A 15,820-nucleotide genomic window follows, 5' to 3' on the forward strand; every position below is an offset into this window, starting at 1 on the left:
TCGGGGCCCTTCTTGCTTCATCGCAACGTTCGGAAAAAGCCTATATTTGGCAGCCGGGACACCAGTACAGCTTGCGTGCACCGATTTCCGTCATCCCCACCAGCGTTCCGCAGGCCCGGCAGGGCATGCCGTCACGCTTATACACAAAGTGGGCATCGGCGTCGGGCGCTGCAGCACCGCCGCCGGTCCACAGAGTGGATGGCGTCGTAACAATCCGTCCGTCACGGACGCCGTCGGACATGGTGTCCACGGTGTCGTCCCAGAGGCGGCCAGCGGTTTCCACATCGATGCTGCTCCCCGGCGTCCACGGATCGACCGCTTGCCGGAACAGCACCTCGGCCCGATAGATGTTGCCGACACCGGCCAGTACCGACTGGTCCATCATCAGCAGTGCTACGGCCGTTTTGCGTCGACGCAGGCGTCGAATGAACTCATCCCGGTCCCCCGGGCGGTTGTGTAGCGGATCGGGCCCCAACCGGTCCAGCACGGCCGCGGCCTCGGCAGAGGTGATCGCCGCGCACGTCGTGGCACCACGGAGATCAGCCCAGCCATGGTCTGAGACCAAGCGGACACGGACGGCGCCTACCGGCGCGGGCGGCCCTGAGTACTTGCCGTCGTCGGCAGCTGAGCCGCTTTCCCGTTCGCCGATACGACGCGGAGCCCCGATGCTGGACGCACCCGTAAAGGAGCTGTCACCGCCAAAGCTCCATGCACCGTAGAGGCCCAGATGGACATGAAGGAATAGCTGGTGGTCGAACCTGAGAAAGAGCTGCTTTCCATGGGCAGCAGCGTCCACCATGATGTGCCCGGTGAGTAGCTCCGCGCCGGCAGCGAACCTGCCTTGCGGGCTGGAAACGTCCAACGGCCGGCCGCCAAAAACATCCTGGAATTGGCGGGCCAGCCTATGGACCGAATGCCCCTCGGGCACTACTCGACGATCTCGCCGGTGGTTTCGTACACTGCGATTTTTCCGATTCGGCGAACGTGGCGTTCGTCGTTGCTGAACGGTTCCTGCAGGAAGGCTTCAATGAGCTCAGTGGCTTCTTCAACGGTGTGCTGGCGTCCGCCAACAGCTACGACGTTGGCGTCATTGTGCTCGCGGGCCAACTTAGCTGTGGAGAGGTTCCAAGCCAGCGCAGCGCGGACGCCGTTGACCTTGTTGGCAGCAATTTGTTCCCCGTTGCCTGAGCCGCCCAGCACGATGCCGAGAGCGTGCACACCGGCTTTCTGGTCCGCCACCACCGCAAGGCCGGCATTGATGCAGAACGAGGGGTAGTCGTCCAGGGCGTCGTACTCCTTGGGCCCGTGATCCACCACTTCGTAGCCTTTGGCCGTGAGGTGGCTGACCAGGTGGGCACTGAGTTCCATGCCGGCGTGGTCGGTGGCAATGTGGACGCGGGGTGTTGTCACAGGAAGTCCATTCTTTCTGGCGCGCCGGGTACGGCATATGGCCGGGGCGCGGCGATAAGGGATGCGCTACCTAGGGTACCGCTACCCGGGTTGTTGGGCCGGTCCGTCGCCGTGGGCCCGGTGCGCGGCCCTGTTGAGAACCCCGGCGAGTTTGTCCGCGGAAGCGTGGGTCCCTGCACTGAGTGCCACCCGGCCTCCGTTAAGTTTCCTTACGACGACGGCCGGGCCGCTGCTGACCAGCATTGCGGTTGCGTCGTCGTGATGCCGCCACCCCCACCCGCCATAATCTGCGGCCTTTACGTCAGCCGGGGCTGCCGCAGCGATGTCGACGGCGGGTACCGTCAGGACGCGCACTATCCCGCCGGCGAACACCTGCAGCCCTCCCCTGTCCGCCCGCACCCGCGCGAACAGGAACCCTGCACCAATCAGCGCTGCCACTGCCACCAAGGCACCGAGCCATGGGACCGCCACCGCTATCAGCGCAGCGGGGAACAGCGCCGACACGATGATCATGACGAACACAGAGCTCCGGGCATGCACCCACAAGCGGAGGGTGTCGCGGGCAAGATCGGGGTCTTCCAGAAGGCGCAGCTCTTCTTGGAGGGCGACATCATCTTCCCGTGTCCATCGCGGGTCCGGTTTGAAAGCGAACATCATGACGACACCCAAGGCCACGGCGGCACCACTGCCCATGGCCAGCACGATCGGGTCAACGTGGGACTCTCGGGCATCCGCCAGCCCGGATTGGCCCACCAGGCCGGCCGCCAACACCGTGGTGATGAACAGGCTCACCATGAGGCCCACGCCCATCATGACGCGCCGCATCACCACCGGCCGGGAAATCGAAACAGCTTGAAGGAAGACCGCCCAACCGCAGAAAATGATGAGGCCGGCGCCGCCGGTTACATAGGCACCGAAAGGCGCGAAGGACGTCCCGCCGTCGGCGTTCCACATCACGGCTACCGGGTTGGGGAGATCGTTGCGCAGCATCTGGGCGCACACCACGAACCCGATGGCAAGCAGCAGCGGAAAGGCAACCGCAAACCTCAGTGCGCGGAAATCGAGAGTGTCCCGGAACGATGCCATAATCCAACGCTACTCCGTGGGGCGACACTGTGGTGCTCACTCCTTGCCTTCCCGGCCTGGAGTGAAAGAATGGCTTCACACCAGCGACCGGCCATGACGGACCGGCCATCCCAAAATCTCCGGAGGCACCACTTGCCAGGCCTGAATCTCACGCGCGAAGAAGCCGCTAACCGCGCCGAACTGCTCAACGTCGAGTCGTACAACGTCACCTTGGACCTGACCCAGGGAGCAGAGACCTTCGGCTCCACCACCGTCGTAAAGTTCTCCGCGGCACCGGGATCGTCAACGTTCATCGACGCCATCACGGCAGCGGTCCACAGCGTTACGTTGAACGGCACCGACCTGGACCCCGCCGAAGTCTCTGACGGCGTCCGAATCCAGCTCCCGGACCTGGCCGCGGACAACGAACTCGTGGTGGTGGCCGATGCTCCCTACATGAACACCGGCGAGGGCCTCCACCGCTTCGTTGACCCTGTTGACGGTGAGGTTTACCTCTACACGCAGTTCGAAGTTCCGGACTCCCGGCGCATGTTCGCCGTCTTTGAGCAGCCCGACCTGAAAGCAAGCTTCACGTTCACGGTCACTGCGCCGTCGCACTGGGACGTTATCTCCAACTCGCCCACTCCGGTTCCGTCCGAAACCGCGCCCGGTGAGGACGGCGGCGCCCGCTCCGTATGGGAATTCACGCCCACCCCGCGCCTGTCCTCCTACGTCACGGCTTTGATCGCCGGACCTTACCAATCAGTTCGCGCCGAGGTCACCAGCTCCGACGGCCGGGTGATCCCGTTGGGAGTATTTGCCCGTAAGTCCCTCATGCAGTACCTCGATGCGGACAACATCTTCGAGCTGACCCGCCAAGGCTTCGAGTTCTTCGAGGCACAGTTCGGCTTCCCGTACCCCTTCGAGAAATACGACCAGCTCTTCGTGCCGGAGTTCAACGCCGGAGCCATGGAAAATGCCGGTGCAGTGACCATCCTGGAAGGCTATGTCTTCCGCGGAAAGGTCACAGGCGCTCAGATTGAGCGCCGTGCCATCACCGTCCTGCACGAACTGGCGCACATGTGGTTCGGGGACCTGGTGACCATGCGCTGGTGGAACGACCTCTGGCTCAACGAGTCCTTTGCTGAATACATGTCTCACTTGGCCGCTGTTGAGAACACGGAATTCGACCGGGCCTGGACAACGTTCGCCTCCGTGGAAAAGTCCTGGGCCTACAAGCAGGACCAGCTGCCCACCACGCACCCGATCTTCGCCGAGATCAACAACCTTGAAGACGTCGAGGTTAACTTCGACGGCATCACCTATGCCAAAGGCGCTTCCGTACTGCGGCAATTGGTGGCGTGGGTGGGCCCGGAACAGTTCATGGCCGGTGTCCGCACATACTTCGCCAAGCACGCGTGGAAGAACACCGAGCTCGCGGATCTCATGGTTGAGCTCGAAGCCGCCAGTGGCCGCGACCTGGACGCCTGGGGCAAGCTGTGGCTTGAAACCGCCGGAGTGAACACCCTCGCCCCGGAGCTGACCGTCGACGCCGATGGGAACATCACCGATTTCGCGATCCTGCAAACCGCAATCGACGAACAGCCCACTCTCCGCCCGCACCGCCTCGCTGTCGGCTTCTACACGCTCTCCGGGGAAGGCAAGCTGGAGCGCACCCACCGCGAGGAACTCGACGTCGACGGGCCCCGCACCGAAGTCCCCGCCCTTGCCGGACTCTCCCGGCCGGACCTGATCCTGTTGAACGATGACGACCTCGCCTACGCTAAGGTCCGCCTCGACGAGCACTCCCTCGCCACCGCCAAGGCCCACCTGAAGGACTTCGCCGCCAGCCTGCCCCGCACCTTGGTCTGGGGTTCGGCCTGGGACGCTGCCCGCGACGGCGAAACCCCTGCCCGCGGCTACGTGGAACTGATCCTGGCGAACATCGCCTCGGAAACGGACTCCTCGGTGATCCTGGTCCAGCTGCGCCAACTCGCCACCACGTTGACGTATTACGTGGCAGCCGAGCACAAGCTTGCCTCGACGATCGCGGCCGCAGACACACTGTGGGAGCTCGCTTCGTCCGCTGCGGCGGGATCGGATGCCCAGCTGCAGTTCGCCAAGTCATTCGCTCAGCTGGCACGCAGCGCCGGACAGTTTGACCGTATCCAGGCCCTCTTGGAGGGTATGGAGACCCTCCAAGGCCTCACTATTGACCAGGACATGCGCTGGGAACTCCTCACGGCCCTCGTCGCCGGCGGACGGCAGGATCAGGCGCGGATCGACGAAGAACTCGCCCGCGACAACACCTCCAACGGCCAGAACGCCGCAGCCCTAGCCACAGCGGCCATCCCCACCCCGGAGGCCAAGGCAGCAGCTTGGGATTCCATCGTGGTCAAGGGAGACCTCTCCAACGCCTTGCAAGCCTCAGCTGTGGCCGGCTTCATGCGTGTGGCGGACACTGCCTTGTTGGAGCCTTTCGCGGAGAAGTATTTCGAAGCAGTGCCCGGAATCGTCGAGGAACGAACACACGCCTTGGCCCAGCAGATCGTGGTGGGTCTTTACCCTGCACAGCTCACTACGCAGGCCACGGTAGACCGTACCGACGAGTTCCTGGCAGGACTCCCGGAGGAGAGTGCAGCTCTGCGCCGCATGATGCTGGAAAACCGCGACGGCGTGGCCCGTGCCCTGCGTGCACGGGCAGCGGACGTCTAAGCCCTGCGGTTCCATCGGGCCCATGCGGACAGTTTTCGCTCCATGGCTAAACTGTCCGCATGGGCCTCAACGAACACCACTACGCTCTTACCGTCCGCTGGACTGGAAACCTCGGCGAAGGTACGGCCAGCTATCGGGGATACTCCCGGGACCACGACGTTGAGATCAGCGGGTTGCCCACGTTAAAGGGATCAGCCGACCCCACGTTCCACGGCGACCGGGCACGCTACAACCCGGAGCAACTACTCCTTGCCGCGCTCTCGCAATGCCACATGTTGTCCTTCCTGCACGTGGCGGTCAAACACGGCGTGGTTGTCACCGGCTATGAGGACAACGCCGAAGGCCTCATGATGCTCAACCGGGACGGCAGCGGCCAATTCGATAGTGTCACCCTGAAGCCGCACGTCACCATTGCCGATCCCGCCCACGCAAGCCTTGTACCGCAGCTACATCATGAAGCCAACCAGGTCTGCTTCATCGCCCGCAGCGTCAACTTCCCGGTACTCCACGAGCCAACCACGACGGCGGCAGCAGCCTAACGCTCCTCAAGCCGCCACAGTGCCACGAGCCTTTGTTCGGTGTCACGGCTCAGACCTGCTTTGCGTACCCTTTCCAGACCCCGCTGTTTCTCATCCTCGAGCGTTGCCATGAGCGTTTCCTGCCACGGCCGCAAGACCATGCCCCGCTCACGTGCCGCTTGGTTTGTCCGCGCCTGGAAGCCATCGTGGTCCGCCGGCAACCACAGTGGCAGAGAATCCGGGCCCGCCCAGTAGTCGACGCCGTGGCGCACGAGCCAATCTTCGTCAGGCCGGATAACATCCTGAGCCGCTCCATCACCCACTGCGGTTTCAGCAGCACGCCTCGACTCGGCGATGTAGTCCTCGAACCGCACCACGTCTCCCAGGGCGTTGTAGGTCCCCGTCAATCCTTCCTCAGCGGATTGCAGGATCCACGCCGCCAGGTCCCGGACATCAATGATCTGCGTAGCGTCATCCGGGATGTCCGGTACCAGCACCGTGTCAGTGTTCGCAGCGAATCGGGCCGGCCAGTAACCGTATCTGTCAGTACCGTCCCCCGGTCCGCCAATGAGACCCGATCGAACGATATGCGCCTTCGCTCCCACCGAGGCCAGCGTCATCTGCTCGATCGCTGATTTGGACTCGCCGTACGTGTTCGGGGTGCCTGCCTGACCTTCCGGCAAGGGCTCCAGAAGTGCCGCGGTCTCATCTGCGCCAGGAACCGAGGCATCCGCGTACACGGAGCAACTTGAGACGAACGTCCAATGAGCGGCGGCCGGACCCAGCACGTCCAGTGCCACACGGGCCTGCACGGGATCCCGTGAGACGTCCACCACTTCATCCCAGCCGCCCCCAACCTCCGCGAAGGCCGCGGCACCAGCGGCGCGGTCGCCCCTGACCCAGGCGACGCCGTCGGGCGGGTTTGCTGAACTTCCGCGCGCTAAACAGGTGACGTCATGCCCGGCAGCTACAGCCTGCCGGGCGATTTCTGCTGACAGGAAGGCGGTACCGCCCAATACCAGGATGCGCATACCGTCACGCTACGGCGCTAGGGTTGTAGGTGGACAGAGTGTTCCGCGCCCGGCGAACACGGGCCGACGACAAGGAGCTATTCCACCTTGACCTCCATCCCCCTGGCGGAAACCATCAACATCGAACCCGAAAAAATCGATCTCATGTCGATCCTCATCACAGTGGGTGTAGGCCTGGCTGTGTGGATCGTTGCACGGTTCATCATCCTGCGGATCACAAGACGTGTGTCCGCGGGCAGTTCGTTTTTCAAAAAGCCGCACTTCAAATGGGTGCAACCCGCCATCCGTGCGCTGGACCATGAACGACGATCACAGCGCGCCGAGACCATCGGTTCACTGCTGACAAGCTTGGTCAGCGTTGTGGTGGTGGTGATCGTGATCATCTACGTCCTCAAATACATGAACGTAGACGTCGCTCCCCTGCTGACCAGCGTCGGCATCCTGGGTGTTGCCATCGGCTTCGGCGCCCAGCAGTTGATCCGCGACTTCCTCGCGGGGATCTTCATCACCATTGAGGACCAGTACGGGATCGGCGATGTGATCGTCACCAGCGAAGTGATTGGTACCGTTGAATCGGTGGGCCTGCGCATTACGCGGGTCCGCGCTGAGGACGGAGCCATCTGGTACCTGCGCAACGGCGAAATCCTCCGCGTGGGCAACCGCTCACAGGGCGACTACGTACCGTTGGAAACACCGGACACCACCGATGCGCCCGGCGCTGCGGCAGCTGCGCCCGTGACAGCAGGCGCACCGCGCGTCACCAAAGCCGAGGAGAAGTCCAATGAGTAACACCGAAGCCGGGCAAACACCAGCGCCGGGGGCTGGGCCCCGACGCCAGCTGATGCAGAACGACCCCTTTAGCCAGCCCGCCTACACGGACAGCTTCTACGCAGCAGTTGGCGGCCATGAAACGTTCGTCAAGCTCATCGATGTCTTTTACGACGGCGTTGCCACGGATTCGTTGCTCCGGCCCATGTACCCGGAAGAGGACCTGGAGCCGGCAAAGCGCCGCTTCCTCATGTTCCTGGAACAGTACTGGGGTGGTCCCACCACCTACGGCGAAGAACGGGGCCATCCCCGGCTCCGCATGCGCCACATGCCCTTCAGGGTGACTCCGGAAGCCAAGGACCGCTGGTTGTTCCACATGCGGACGGCTGTGGACTCCCTGGAGCTCTCACCGTTGCATGAGGGCACTCTGTGGGACTACATGGAACGGGCAGCTCTGACCATGATCAACAGCCCATCGGCCGGCCCCGAGGCCTAGGGCCTAGAAACCCAGTCCCAAACCTGCTCCGGTCCGGACCAGCACATGGCCGCGGGGACCGCTCAGGCGGAACCAGCGGCCATTGCGGAAGACCTTCTGCTCGCCCTCGCCCAGGAAACCCAACGCGAAAGCGGCGAAGGCCGCACCTGCCGGCAGTTCATCCAGGCCGGGCAGCCCCCGGCCCCACACTGCCGCCCTCGCGGTGTTGACCACCGCTGCTCCTGCCAAAGCGGGAACGACACCAGCCACCTCCGCAATGCCGGCTTCCGCGGCTGCCTTGAGGTCGGCGTCGAGAACTGTCCCTTGGGCTTCCCAGCCGTTCCGTGGCGCACCAACGCCCGCCCACGACTCAGAAACGGTGGACGGCGGGATGGGCAGTTCCACATCTTCTGCCCCGGACCGGGCCAACCGGTCCATGACCGACGCGAGAGTCACGGTGACGTCGGCTTGGGCAGGCTCAGCGAGGGCCATGGTTCGCAGGCCAAGGATTGTAGGCGTCGATTCGCCCAGAATGCGGGGCCTCAGGACACACACGTAGGAGGCCAGGACATTGCCCGCGGCCTGAAGCCGGATAGCGCCGTCGTCAATGCTCTTAGCCCGGGTGACGAAAGTACGCAGGTCAGCGAGGTCACGAGGATCGGCGAAGCGGAAGGACTGGGTCAAGACGTCTGTCACATCATCGACTCTACCGGCATGTCTCCGGTTGAGAGGGGTTGGGGTGCCGTCTAAAGTCGAACCATGACTGAGACGAACGCTGGCTTCGACGTGGATGCACCCGCAGAAGACCCCATGGAAGTGCTGATTGGCCTGCTGGATCTTGGTGACTTCGACGGCGCCCGAACCAACGAGGACATTTTTCTGGGGCCGTCCCAAAAGCAGCCACGGCATCGCGTTTTTGGGGGCCAAGTGTTGGCGCAATCCATGATGGCCGGAATGCGGACCGTTGAGCCGGACCGGGTGGCGCACTCCATGCACGGCTACTTCCTGCGTCCCGGTGACGCCAACAAACCGATCACCTTCGGGGTGGAGAGGCTGCGTGACGGCCGATCCTTCTCGGCCCGCCGCGTACATGCCTACCAGGACGGTGTGCCGATTCTCTCGATGATCGCTTCGTTCCAGGTGGAAGACAGCGGCCTGGACCATCAGGCGCAGATGCCCGAAGGCATCCCGGACCCCGAATCCTTGCCCAGCACCGCCGAGCTGCTGTCCCACTACGACCACCCCATGGCACGGCACATGTCCTCGGAGCGGCCCTTCGACGTGCGCCACATCGACCCCGCGCTCTATGTGTCCCCACCAACAGATCACGTAGCTACCAACGCTGTGTGGATGAAGACCATGGGTCCCCTGCCTGATGACCCCAACCTGCACCGGGCAGCCCTGGCCTACGCGAGTGACTACACGCTGCTGGAGCCCATTCTCCGAAAGCATGGCCTTGCCTGGATGACACCGGGGATGAGCGTCGCCAGCCTCGATCACGCCATGTGGTGGCACCGGCCCGTGCGTGTTGACGAGTGGATGCTCTACGTTCAGGAGTCCCCCAGCGCCCAAGGAGCCAGGGGACTCGCCACAGGCCGTATCTTCAACCGTGACGGACAGCATGTGGCAACCGTTGCCCAGGAAGGCATGGTCCGGATTCCATAGGTGCTGACGAGCCGCCTGCCGGCGACGCGATAAGACGCGTTAAGTAGTAAGGCCGGTCCCTGACGGGACCGGCCTTACTATGTTCGTGGCTGAGGCGATCAGACTTTAGTCGCGGGTCAGGCGACGGTGGGTCACGCGGTGCGGCTTTGCGGCATCGGGACCGAGACGCTCAACCTTGTTCTCCTCATAGGAGTCGAAGTTGCCCTCGAACCAGTACCACTTGGACGGGTTCTCGTCGTCACCTTCGTAAGCCAGGATGTGGGTCGCAACCCGGTCCAGGAACCAACGGTCGTGCGAAACCACTACAGCGCAGCCCGGGAACTCGAGAAGGGCGTTCTCAAGGCTACTCAGGGTTTCGACGTCGAGGTCGTTGGTAGGTTCGTCAAGGAGGAGGAGGTTGCCACCCTGCTTGAGCGTCAGTGCCAGGTTAAGGCGGTTACGCTCACCACCGGAGAGAACACCCGCCTTCTTCTGCTGGTCCGGGCCCTTGAAACCAAACGCCGAAACATAGGCCCGCGAAGGCATTTCAACCTGACCGACCTGGATGAAGTCGTGGCCCTCGGAGACAACTTCCCAAAGGGACTTGTTGGGATCGATGCCCCCACGGGACTGGTCCACGTAGGAGATCTTCACGGACTCGCCGATCTTGAGCTCACCATCGTCCAAAGGCTCCATGCCGACGATCGTCTTGAACAGTGTGGACTTACCCACACCGTTGGGCCCAATGACGCCGACGATGCCGTTGCGGGGCAGCGAGAAGGAGAGGTCTTCGATCAGTACCCGATCGTCGAAACCCTTCTTCAGGTTCTTGGCTTCGATGACCAAGGAACCCAGGCGCGGTCCCGGCGGAATCTGGATCTCTTCGAAGTCCAGCTTGCGGGTACGCTCGGCCTCTGCAGCCATTTCTTCATAGCGTGCCAGGCGGGCCTTCGACTTGGTCTGGCGGCCCTTGGCGTTGGAGCGCACCCACTCAAGTTCCTCGGTAAGGCGCTTGGAAAGCTTTGCGTCTTTCTTGCCCTGGACCTCGAGGCGGGCTTTCTTCTTCTCCAGGTAGGTGGAGTAGTTGCCTTCGTACGGGTAGAGGTGGCCGCGATCGACTTCTGCAATCCACTCAGCTACGTGGTCCAGGAAGTAACGATCGTGAGTCACGGCAAGTACAGCGCCGGGGTACTGAGCCAGGTGCTGCTCCAGCCAAAGTACGCTCTCGGCGTCCAAGTGGTTGGTGGGCTCGTCAAGAAGCAGGAGGTCAGGCTTCTGCAGGAGAAGCTTGCACAGCGCTACGCGGCGGCGCTCACCGCCGGAGAGGACCGTGACATCGGAATCAGCCGGCGGGCAGCGCAGCGCGTCCATGGCCTGCTCCAGCTGGGAATCGATATCCCAGGCGTCCGCAGCGTCAATGGCTTCCTGCAGCTTGCCCATCTCGTCCAGTAGCGTCTCGTAGTCCGCATCCGGGTTGGCCATTTCTTCGGAGATCTCATTGAAACGCTGGATCTTGCCGTAAATCTCGCCAACGCCCTCCTGGACGTTGCCAAGGACCGTCTTCTCCTCGTTCAGCGGCGGTTCCTGCAGGAGGATGCCCACGGTGTAGCCGGGGCTCAGGCGGGCTTCGCCGTTTGACGGGGTGTCCAGTCCGGCCATGATCTTCAGGATGGTGGACTTACCAGCACCGTTCGGGCCCACGACGCCAATCTTCGCGCCAGGGAAGAACGACATGCTGACATCGTCCAGAATAAGTTTGTCGCCAACGGCCTTGCGAGCCTTGGTCATCGTGTAAATGAATTCCGCCATGCCCTTAAATCTAATGGGTAGGCGTACTTAACTCACATTCGGGCGCTGCGGTGAACTAGCGGGAGTCTCCCACGAAGCATTTTCCGGTGGCCAGTACGGGCAACACCGTAACCACCACTCCGCCGTCGCGGATCTGCCCCATAACGCAGCTCTCCCCCGCCAGTGCTGCAGCTTCCATGGCGTCAACCTCAAGACCAGTGGGCGTACGGCTTACTGAAACCTCCACATTGGCTTCGGGGATGCCTGCTGACACCAGGGCAGCACGCAACGTTTCACGGTCGGGCTTGGGGTTGCCCGCGGCCAAGGTTTTCAGCGTTGACTCCACCGCTGACGTGGTCGCCACGACAGCGGGATCAGCGGGGGCGGTCGCTTGCGGAATGGTGGAAGCGTCCGGGCTGGTTGTGGCCTCCGGACTGGTGGAGTCTTCCGGGCTGGTGGAGTCTTCCGGGCTGGTGGACGGTGACGCGGGCTGACCGGAGGATGACGTGGCCGGTGGTGTGCAGGCCGTCATCGTCAACGCGGCCGCGATGATCAGCGAGAGTCCGGCGACGCGGACTTTCCATGCGTCTGCTGCCCTGCTGTTTGCCTGTGCGGTTCGCCTGCTCATCACGTAGCCATTCTGCCATCCACAGTGGAGTGCCATTCACGTGGCGTGCTGACCGGCGTAGCGTTTCCCAGACGAGGTTCAGCGTGTTCCCAAAGGAAGATCAGCAGGCAGCACAAAAAGGTGGAGCGGCACTATGAGTGGACAAATCCGGGATGCGGTCGCACAGATCACCGTCTCTTCGTCGCGTGAAAAGGTTTGGGAAGCGCTCACTGACCCTGCCCTCATCCGGCAGTACTTCCTGGGAACCAAGATCACCACCACCTGGCGGGTGGGCGATGCGATTACGTACTCCGGCGAATACAACGGCAAGCCGTACCAGGACAAGGGCTCAATCCTTGCTTTCGATCCCCCGGAGTTGCTGAAGACCACGCATTACAGTCCGGCTTCAGGGCTTCCTGACGTTCCCGAAAACCACCACACCGTGGAGTACAGGCTGGCTGAGGAAGCCGACGGAACAACGGTGACCATCAGGCAAGGCAACAATTCGAGCGAGAAAGAAGTGGAGCAATCCACCGCTACTTGGCGGTTGGTTCTCCAAAATCTCAAAGAATTTCTGGATTCAGGGCCATAAGGGACATCCCCCTTGGACATTGCTCCAAGGGGGATGTTCTGTGCCCCAGGAGGGAATCGAACCCCCGACCGGCGGATTAGAAGGCCGCTGCTCTATCCCCTGAGCTACTGGGGCGCACTGGCGCCGTCACCACCATGGGTCGCTGGCGCCACAAAGAGTTTACAGTGCGATCGGCAAGCTGCTTGCCACCTTCACGGGACCCGGCTCTTCTCCTCCACAGCCGTCGCAGAGCCGGGGTTATTCACATAGGCGTAAATGACACTCCCCTCCCGGACTTCTCTGGATAAAGCTGAAAGAGCCGGACAGGCGCTTCCCTATATCCAGAAGGACCACAATGAATGACATGATCACCGTCCGGGGCTTCGTAGCCTCGGAGGTCAAGAGTTCCACTACTACGCGCGGCACGTCCACCGCATCGTTCCGGCTGGGAACAACGGAGCGGCGCTACGACCGCGCCACCAACACCTGGGTGGACGGAAACACTAACTGGTACACGGTTCAGTCCTTCCGATATCTTGCCGGACACGTTGGATGCAGCGTAAAAAAGGGTCAGCGGGTCCTCGTCGTGGGGAAGCTTCGGTTGCGGCAATGGGAACATGAAGGCCGCGTCTATCACGTTGCCGAAATCGACGCCGAATCAGTGGGGCATGACCTCATGTGGGGTTCTGCAAACTTCACCCGAATGAGCGGCACCGCAGCCCCCGCCGATGCACCGTCAGTGGAGACACCCGGTACCCCCGACCGCAGCAACGAGTGGGACTCCGATGACCACGAGCACGTTCCTCCGGAAGACGAGGCCATCGAAACCGACGTCGACAATCCTGATGGCAGCGGTCCTCTGCTGGTCAACAGCACAACAGGGGAACTGGTGGGTGCCGGCGTTTGACCGTCACACCAGGTATCACGAGTCTGCGGGACCAGCCCCGCGGCTCAGACCTATTCTGGGACCATGGCACACAACCCTGCTGCTTCGAGAATCGAGACAACTCCTGCTACGTGGGCGGCTGTTGAAGAATTGTTCGGAACCAAGGGCGAACCCTCCCGGTGCTGGTGCCGGTGGTTCGCCCTGACCGGAAAAGAGTGGGCCAGCACGTCGCCGGGTGATCGGCGGGAATTGTTGAAATCAGCGTTCCAGTCCGGTCCGGCGCCGGGCGTCATGGCGTTCCGGGATGACCGTCCGGTCGGCTGGTGCGCAGTGGAATCGCGAGCGAATTATCCGCGTCTGAAGCGATCCCAGGTACTCAGGGCAGCGGCAGATCCGGTCATAACGGACCGGCTCGATCTGTGGGCGGTCAGTTGCTTCGTCGTCGCACCGAACCACAGGCGCACGGGCGTGTCCTCCGTGCTGCTCGCTGCGGCGGTGGAACATGCGTTCAACAACGGTGCAGACATCATTGAGGCTTATCCGGTGGACACGGCTCAAAGGACCAAAGCGGCGGCTTCGGACCTGTTTCACGGCTCACTTTCCCTTTTCACGGCTGCGGGCTTCAGCCCAGTGTCCGAGTCAGTTCCGGGCCGACCCGTAGTGCGGCTGGAAAAGGTCGTGCCTAACAAAGGCGGAGCGGCCCGATAAGCGGGGAAACCCCGGCTACGGCAGTGTCAGGATCATCGGCCCCTCAGCCGTGATGGCAACAGTGTGTTCGCTATGGGCGGCGCGTCTCCCGTTTGCCGAACGAAGAGTCCATTCGTCCTCATCGTGGTAGTAATCGTCCTTGCCGCCCAGGATCAACATGGGCTCAATGGCAATAGCCAGGCCTTCTTCGAGCTTCATGCCCCGGCCGGGCCGTCCGAGGTTGGGGACGGGAGGTTCGGCATGCATTGTCCGGCCTATGCCATGCCCGCCATGATCAGCCAACAGCCCGTATCCGGCACGTTTCGCTTCTCCACCGATCGCATAGGCAAGGTCGCCCATTTTGCTGCCTACCCGGGCTGCGTCGATACCGCGCGCCAGTGCGGCCTCTGTCGCTTCCACCAGCTCGTGATCCTCCGGCTTTCCCGTCCCTACGACGAAGCTGACCGCCGCATCGCCGCACCAGCCTTCCAGGAAGGCGCCGCAGTCAACACTGAGCAGATCGCCGTCCTCGAGTACGTATCCGTTCGGGATCCCGTGGACCACGGCGTCGTTAACGCTGGTACAGATCACACCGGGGAACGGCACCGCCGCCCAACGTGGGTGGTAGTCAAGGAAGGCTGGCTTTGCGCCGGCATCGGAGATTACGGCGGCGGCGACGTCGTCGAGCGCTTTCAATGAGACACCCACTTCAGCTTGCTCCCGCACGGCGGACAGGGCATTGGCCACCACGCGACCGGCCTCGCGCATCATCGCGATTTGGTCCGGTGATTTCAGCATTGACATCGAGATTCCTCCGTTGTTGCCGACATGAGTGCAGGGATTAATTGACCGTGCAGGGACCTCTGTTTGAATACGCCCACTCTACGGCGGCCGTACAGCAGGAGCGAGGGCCACAATGCAGTACTCGTCCAAAGGATTCCGCCCCTCCTCCGTCATAGAGTTGTGACATGACCATCAACGACCTCGTGCAGTCGATCCGATCAACGCTCCGCTCGGCCGGTGATGCCGAACGCGGGCTCGGAGCCCAGGCTTATTTGAAATCCGATATGCCTTCTTGGGGTGTCCGGGTCCCGGAGGTACGCAGAATAGTAAAGGAAGCCGCGAAGCAGTTTCCGGTGAAGACGCCGGCTGAGCTGCAGGAGGCCGTCCTCCAGCTGTGGCGCAATGCGGAGGCCCGTGAAGAGCGGTACGCAGCCATCGACCTGACGGGCCTGCGCATGGTCAAGGAAGACCTGCAGATGCTGCCCATATACGAGGAAATCATCCGCACGGGTGCATGGTGGGACCTCGTGGACGGGGTCTCACATCGGATTTGCGCGCTCCTGCTTTCCCACAGAGTCACCATGACCCCGATACTGCTGCAATGGTCCCGGGACGACGACATGTGGATCCGGCGGGCGGCCATCACTGCTCAACTGGGGGCGAAGTCGAAAACTGATCCCGCCCTGTTGGCAACGATCATCTCCTGGAACCTCAGGGACAACGAGTTCTTCATCCGTAAGGCCATCGGATGGGCGCTCCGTGAATACAGCAAAATAGATCCTGAATGGGTCAGGACATTCGCTGCCAACAACGCGACCACCATGAGTCCGTTGTCCACCCGCGAGGCATTGCGGCTGCTGCCGTCAGGCTGA

At 62.5% G+C, this 15,820-nt stretch carries 17 protein-coding genes and 1 tRNA gene; 9 read left to right on the forward strand and 9 right to left on the reverse strand.

Going from position 1 to position 15,820, the window contains the following annotated elements; translation table 11 throughout:
• Positions 1–40: 40 nt before the first annotated feature.
• From ARUE_RS12720 to ARUE_RS12730, 3 genes are all read right to left on the reverse strand, one after another.
• Positions 41–928 carry an Fpg/Nei family DNA glycosylase gene (locus ARUE_RS12720; protein ID WP_014922042.1) on the reverse strand — a complete coding sequence of 296 codons (888 nt, stop codon included), beginning with the start codon at positions 926–928 and terminating at the stop codon, positions 41–43.
• A complete protein-coding gene (locus ARUE_RS12725) occupies positions 928–1,410 on the reverse strand; it encodes a ribose-5-phosphate isomerase (protein WP_011775062.1) in 483 nt (160 codons plus the stop codon). Before ARUE_RS12725 ends, ARUE_RS12720 begins: the two co-directional genes overlap by 1 nt.
• Before the next feature lie 81 nt (positions 1,411–1,491).
• A complete protein-coding gene (locus tag ARUE_RS12730) occupies positions 1,492–2,496 on the reverse strand; it encodes a hypothetical protein (RefSeq protein ID WP_043470368.1) in 1,005 nt (334 codons plus the stop codon).
• A 93-nt stretch (positions 2,497–2,589) separates the two neighbouring features.
• Between ARUE_RS12730 and pepN the strand changes: the two genes are divergently transcribed.
• The gene (gene pepN / locus ARUE_RS12735; protein ID WP_051025086.1) at positions 2,590–5,190 is read left to right on the forward strand and encodes an aminopeptidase N; all 2,601 of its coding nucleotides are present in this window, start codon (positions 2,590–2,592) and stop codon (positions 5,188–5,190) included.
• Positions 5,191–5,249: 59 nt separating this feature from the next.
• On the forward strand, positions 5,250–5,729 hold the full coding sequence (locus ARUE_RS12740; protein ID WP_011775064.1) for an OsmC family protein: 480 nt from the start codon (positions 5,250–5,252) through the stop codon (positions 5,727–5,729).
• Here the strand turns inward: ARUE_RS12740 and ARUE_RS12745 are convergent.
• Entirely contained in the window at positions 5,726–6,739 is a 1,014-nt protein-coding gene (locus tag ARUE_RS12745; RefSeq protein WP_014922044.1) for an NAD-dependent epimerase/dehydratase family protein, read from the reverse strand. The genes ARUE_RS12740 and ARUE_RS12745 overlap by 4 nt on opposite strands.
• Before the next feature lie 87 nt (positions 6,740–6,826).
• Between ARUE_RS12745 and ARUE_RS12750 the strand changes: the two genes are divergently transcribed.
• Entirely contained in the window at positions 6,827–7,528 is a 702-nt protein-coding gene (locus tag ARUE_RS12750; protein ID WP_014922045.1) for a mechanosensitive ion channel family protein, read from the forward strand.
• Entirely contained in the window at positions 7,521–8,003 is a 483-nt protein-coding gene (locus ARUE_RS12755) for a globin (RefSeq protein ID WP_011775067.1), read from the forward strand. The genes ARUE_RS12750 and ARUE_RS12755 overlap by 8 nt, the downstream gene beginning before the upstream one ends.
• Before the next feature lie 3 nt (positions 8,004–8,006).
• On the opposite strand, the gene ARUE_RS12760 is transcribed toward ARUE_RS12755, so the two are convergent.
• Positions 8,007–8,678, reverse strand: a complete 672-nt coding sequence (locus ARUE_RS12760) for a DUF8185 domain-containing protein (protein ID WP_014922047.1) — start codon at positions 8,676–8,678, stop codon at positions 8,007–8,009.
• A 63-nt stretch (positions 8,679–8,741) separates the two neighbouring features.
• Between ARUE_RS12760 and ARUE_RS12765 the strand changes: the two genes are divergently transcribed.
• On the forward strand, positions 8,742–9,647 hold the full coding sequence (locus tag ARUE_RS12765; protein ID WP_011775069.1) for an acyl-CoA thioesterase: 906 nt from the start codon (positions 8,742–8,744) through the stop codon (positions 9,645–9,647).
• Between the two features lie 105 nt (positions 9,648–9,752).
• Here the strand turns inward: ARUE_RS12765 and ettA are convergent, their stop codons facing one another.
• Positions 9,753–11,435, reverse strand: coding sequence for an energy-dependent translational throttle protein EttA (gene ettA, locus ARUE_RS12770; RefSeq protein WP_011775070.1), 1,683 nt, complete (start codon positions 11,433–11,435; stop codon positions 9,753–9,755).
• 55 nt (positions 11,436–11,490) lie between these two features.
• Complete coding sequence (locus ARUE_RS24705; RefSeq protein WP_286139701.1) at positions 11,491–12,042, reverse strand: DUF6993 domain-containing protein; 552 nt, start codon at positions 12,040–12,042, stop codon at positions 11,491–11,493.
• 133 nt (positions 12,043–12,175) lie between these two features.
• Between ARUE_RS24705 and ARUE_RS12780 the strand changes: the two genes are divergently transcribed.
• Entirely contained in the window at positions 12,176–12,613 is a 438-nt protein-coding gene (locus tag ARUE_RS12780) for an SRPBCC family protein (protein ID WP_014922049.1), read from the forward strand.
• Positions 12,614–12,654: 41 nt separating this feature from the next.
• Here the strand turns inward: ARUE_RS12780 and ARUE_RS12785 are convergent.
• Positions 12,655–12,727 (reverse strand) — tRNA-Arg (locus tag ARUE_RS12785).
• Between the two features lie 220 nt (positions 12,728–12,947).
• Between ARUE_RS12785 and ARUE_RS12790 the strand changes: the two genes are divergently transcribed.
• Positions 12,948–13,499, forward strand: coding sequence for a single-stranded DNA-binding protein (locus ARUE_RS12790; RefSeq protein WP_011775073.1), 552 nt, complete (start codon positions 12,948–12,950; stop codon positions 13,497–13,499).
• 63 nt (positions 13,500–13,562) lie between these two features.
• On the forward strand, positions 13,563–14,186 hold the full coding sequence (locus ARUE_RS12795; protein WP_011775074.1) for a GNAT family N-acetyltransferase: 624 nt from the start codon (positions 13,563–13,565) through the stop codon (positions 14,184–14,186).
• A gap of 15 nt (positions 14,187–14,201) precedes the next feature.
• On the opposite strand, the gene map is transcribed toward ARUE_RS12795, so the two are convergent.
• Positions 14,202–14,969, reverse strand: coding sequence for a type I methionyl aminopeptidase (map, locus tag ARUE_RS12800; RefSeq protein ID WP_043470373.1), 768 nt, complete (start codon positions 14,967–14,969; stop codon positions 14,202–14,204).
• Between the two features lie 164 nt (positions 14,970–15,133).
• Between map and ARUE_RS12805 the strand changes: the two genes are divergently transcribed.
• A complete protein-coding gene (locus ARUE_RS12805) occupies positions 15,134–15,820 on the forward strand; it encodes a DNA alkylation repair protein (RefSeq protein WP_014922051.1) in 687 nt (228 codons plus the stop codon).

Origin of the sequence: Arthrobacter sp. Rue61a (assembly GCF_000294695.2) — a bacterium.
In the GTDB taxonomy this organism is placed as follows: Bacteria; Actinomycetota; Actinomycetes; order Actinomycetales; family Micrococcaceae; genus Arthrobacter; species Arthrobacter aurescens_A.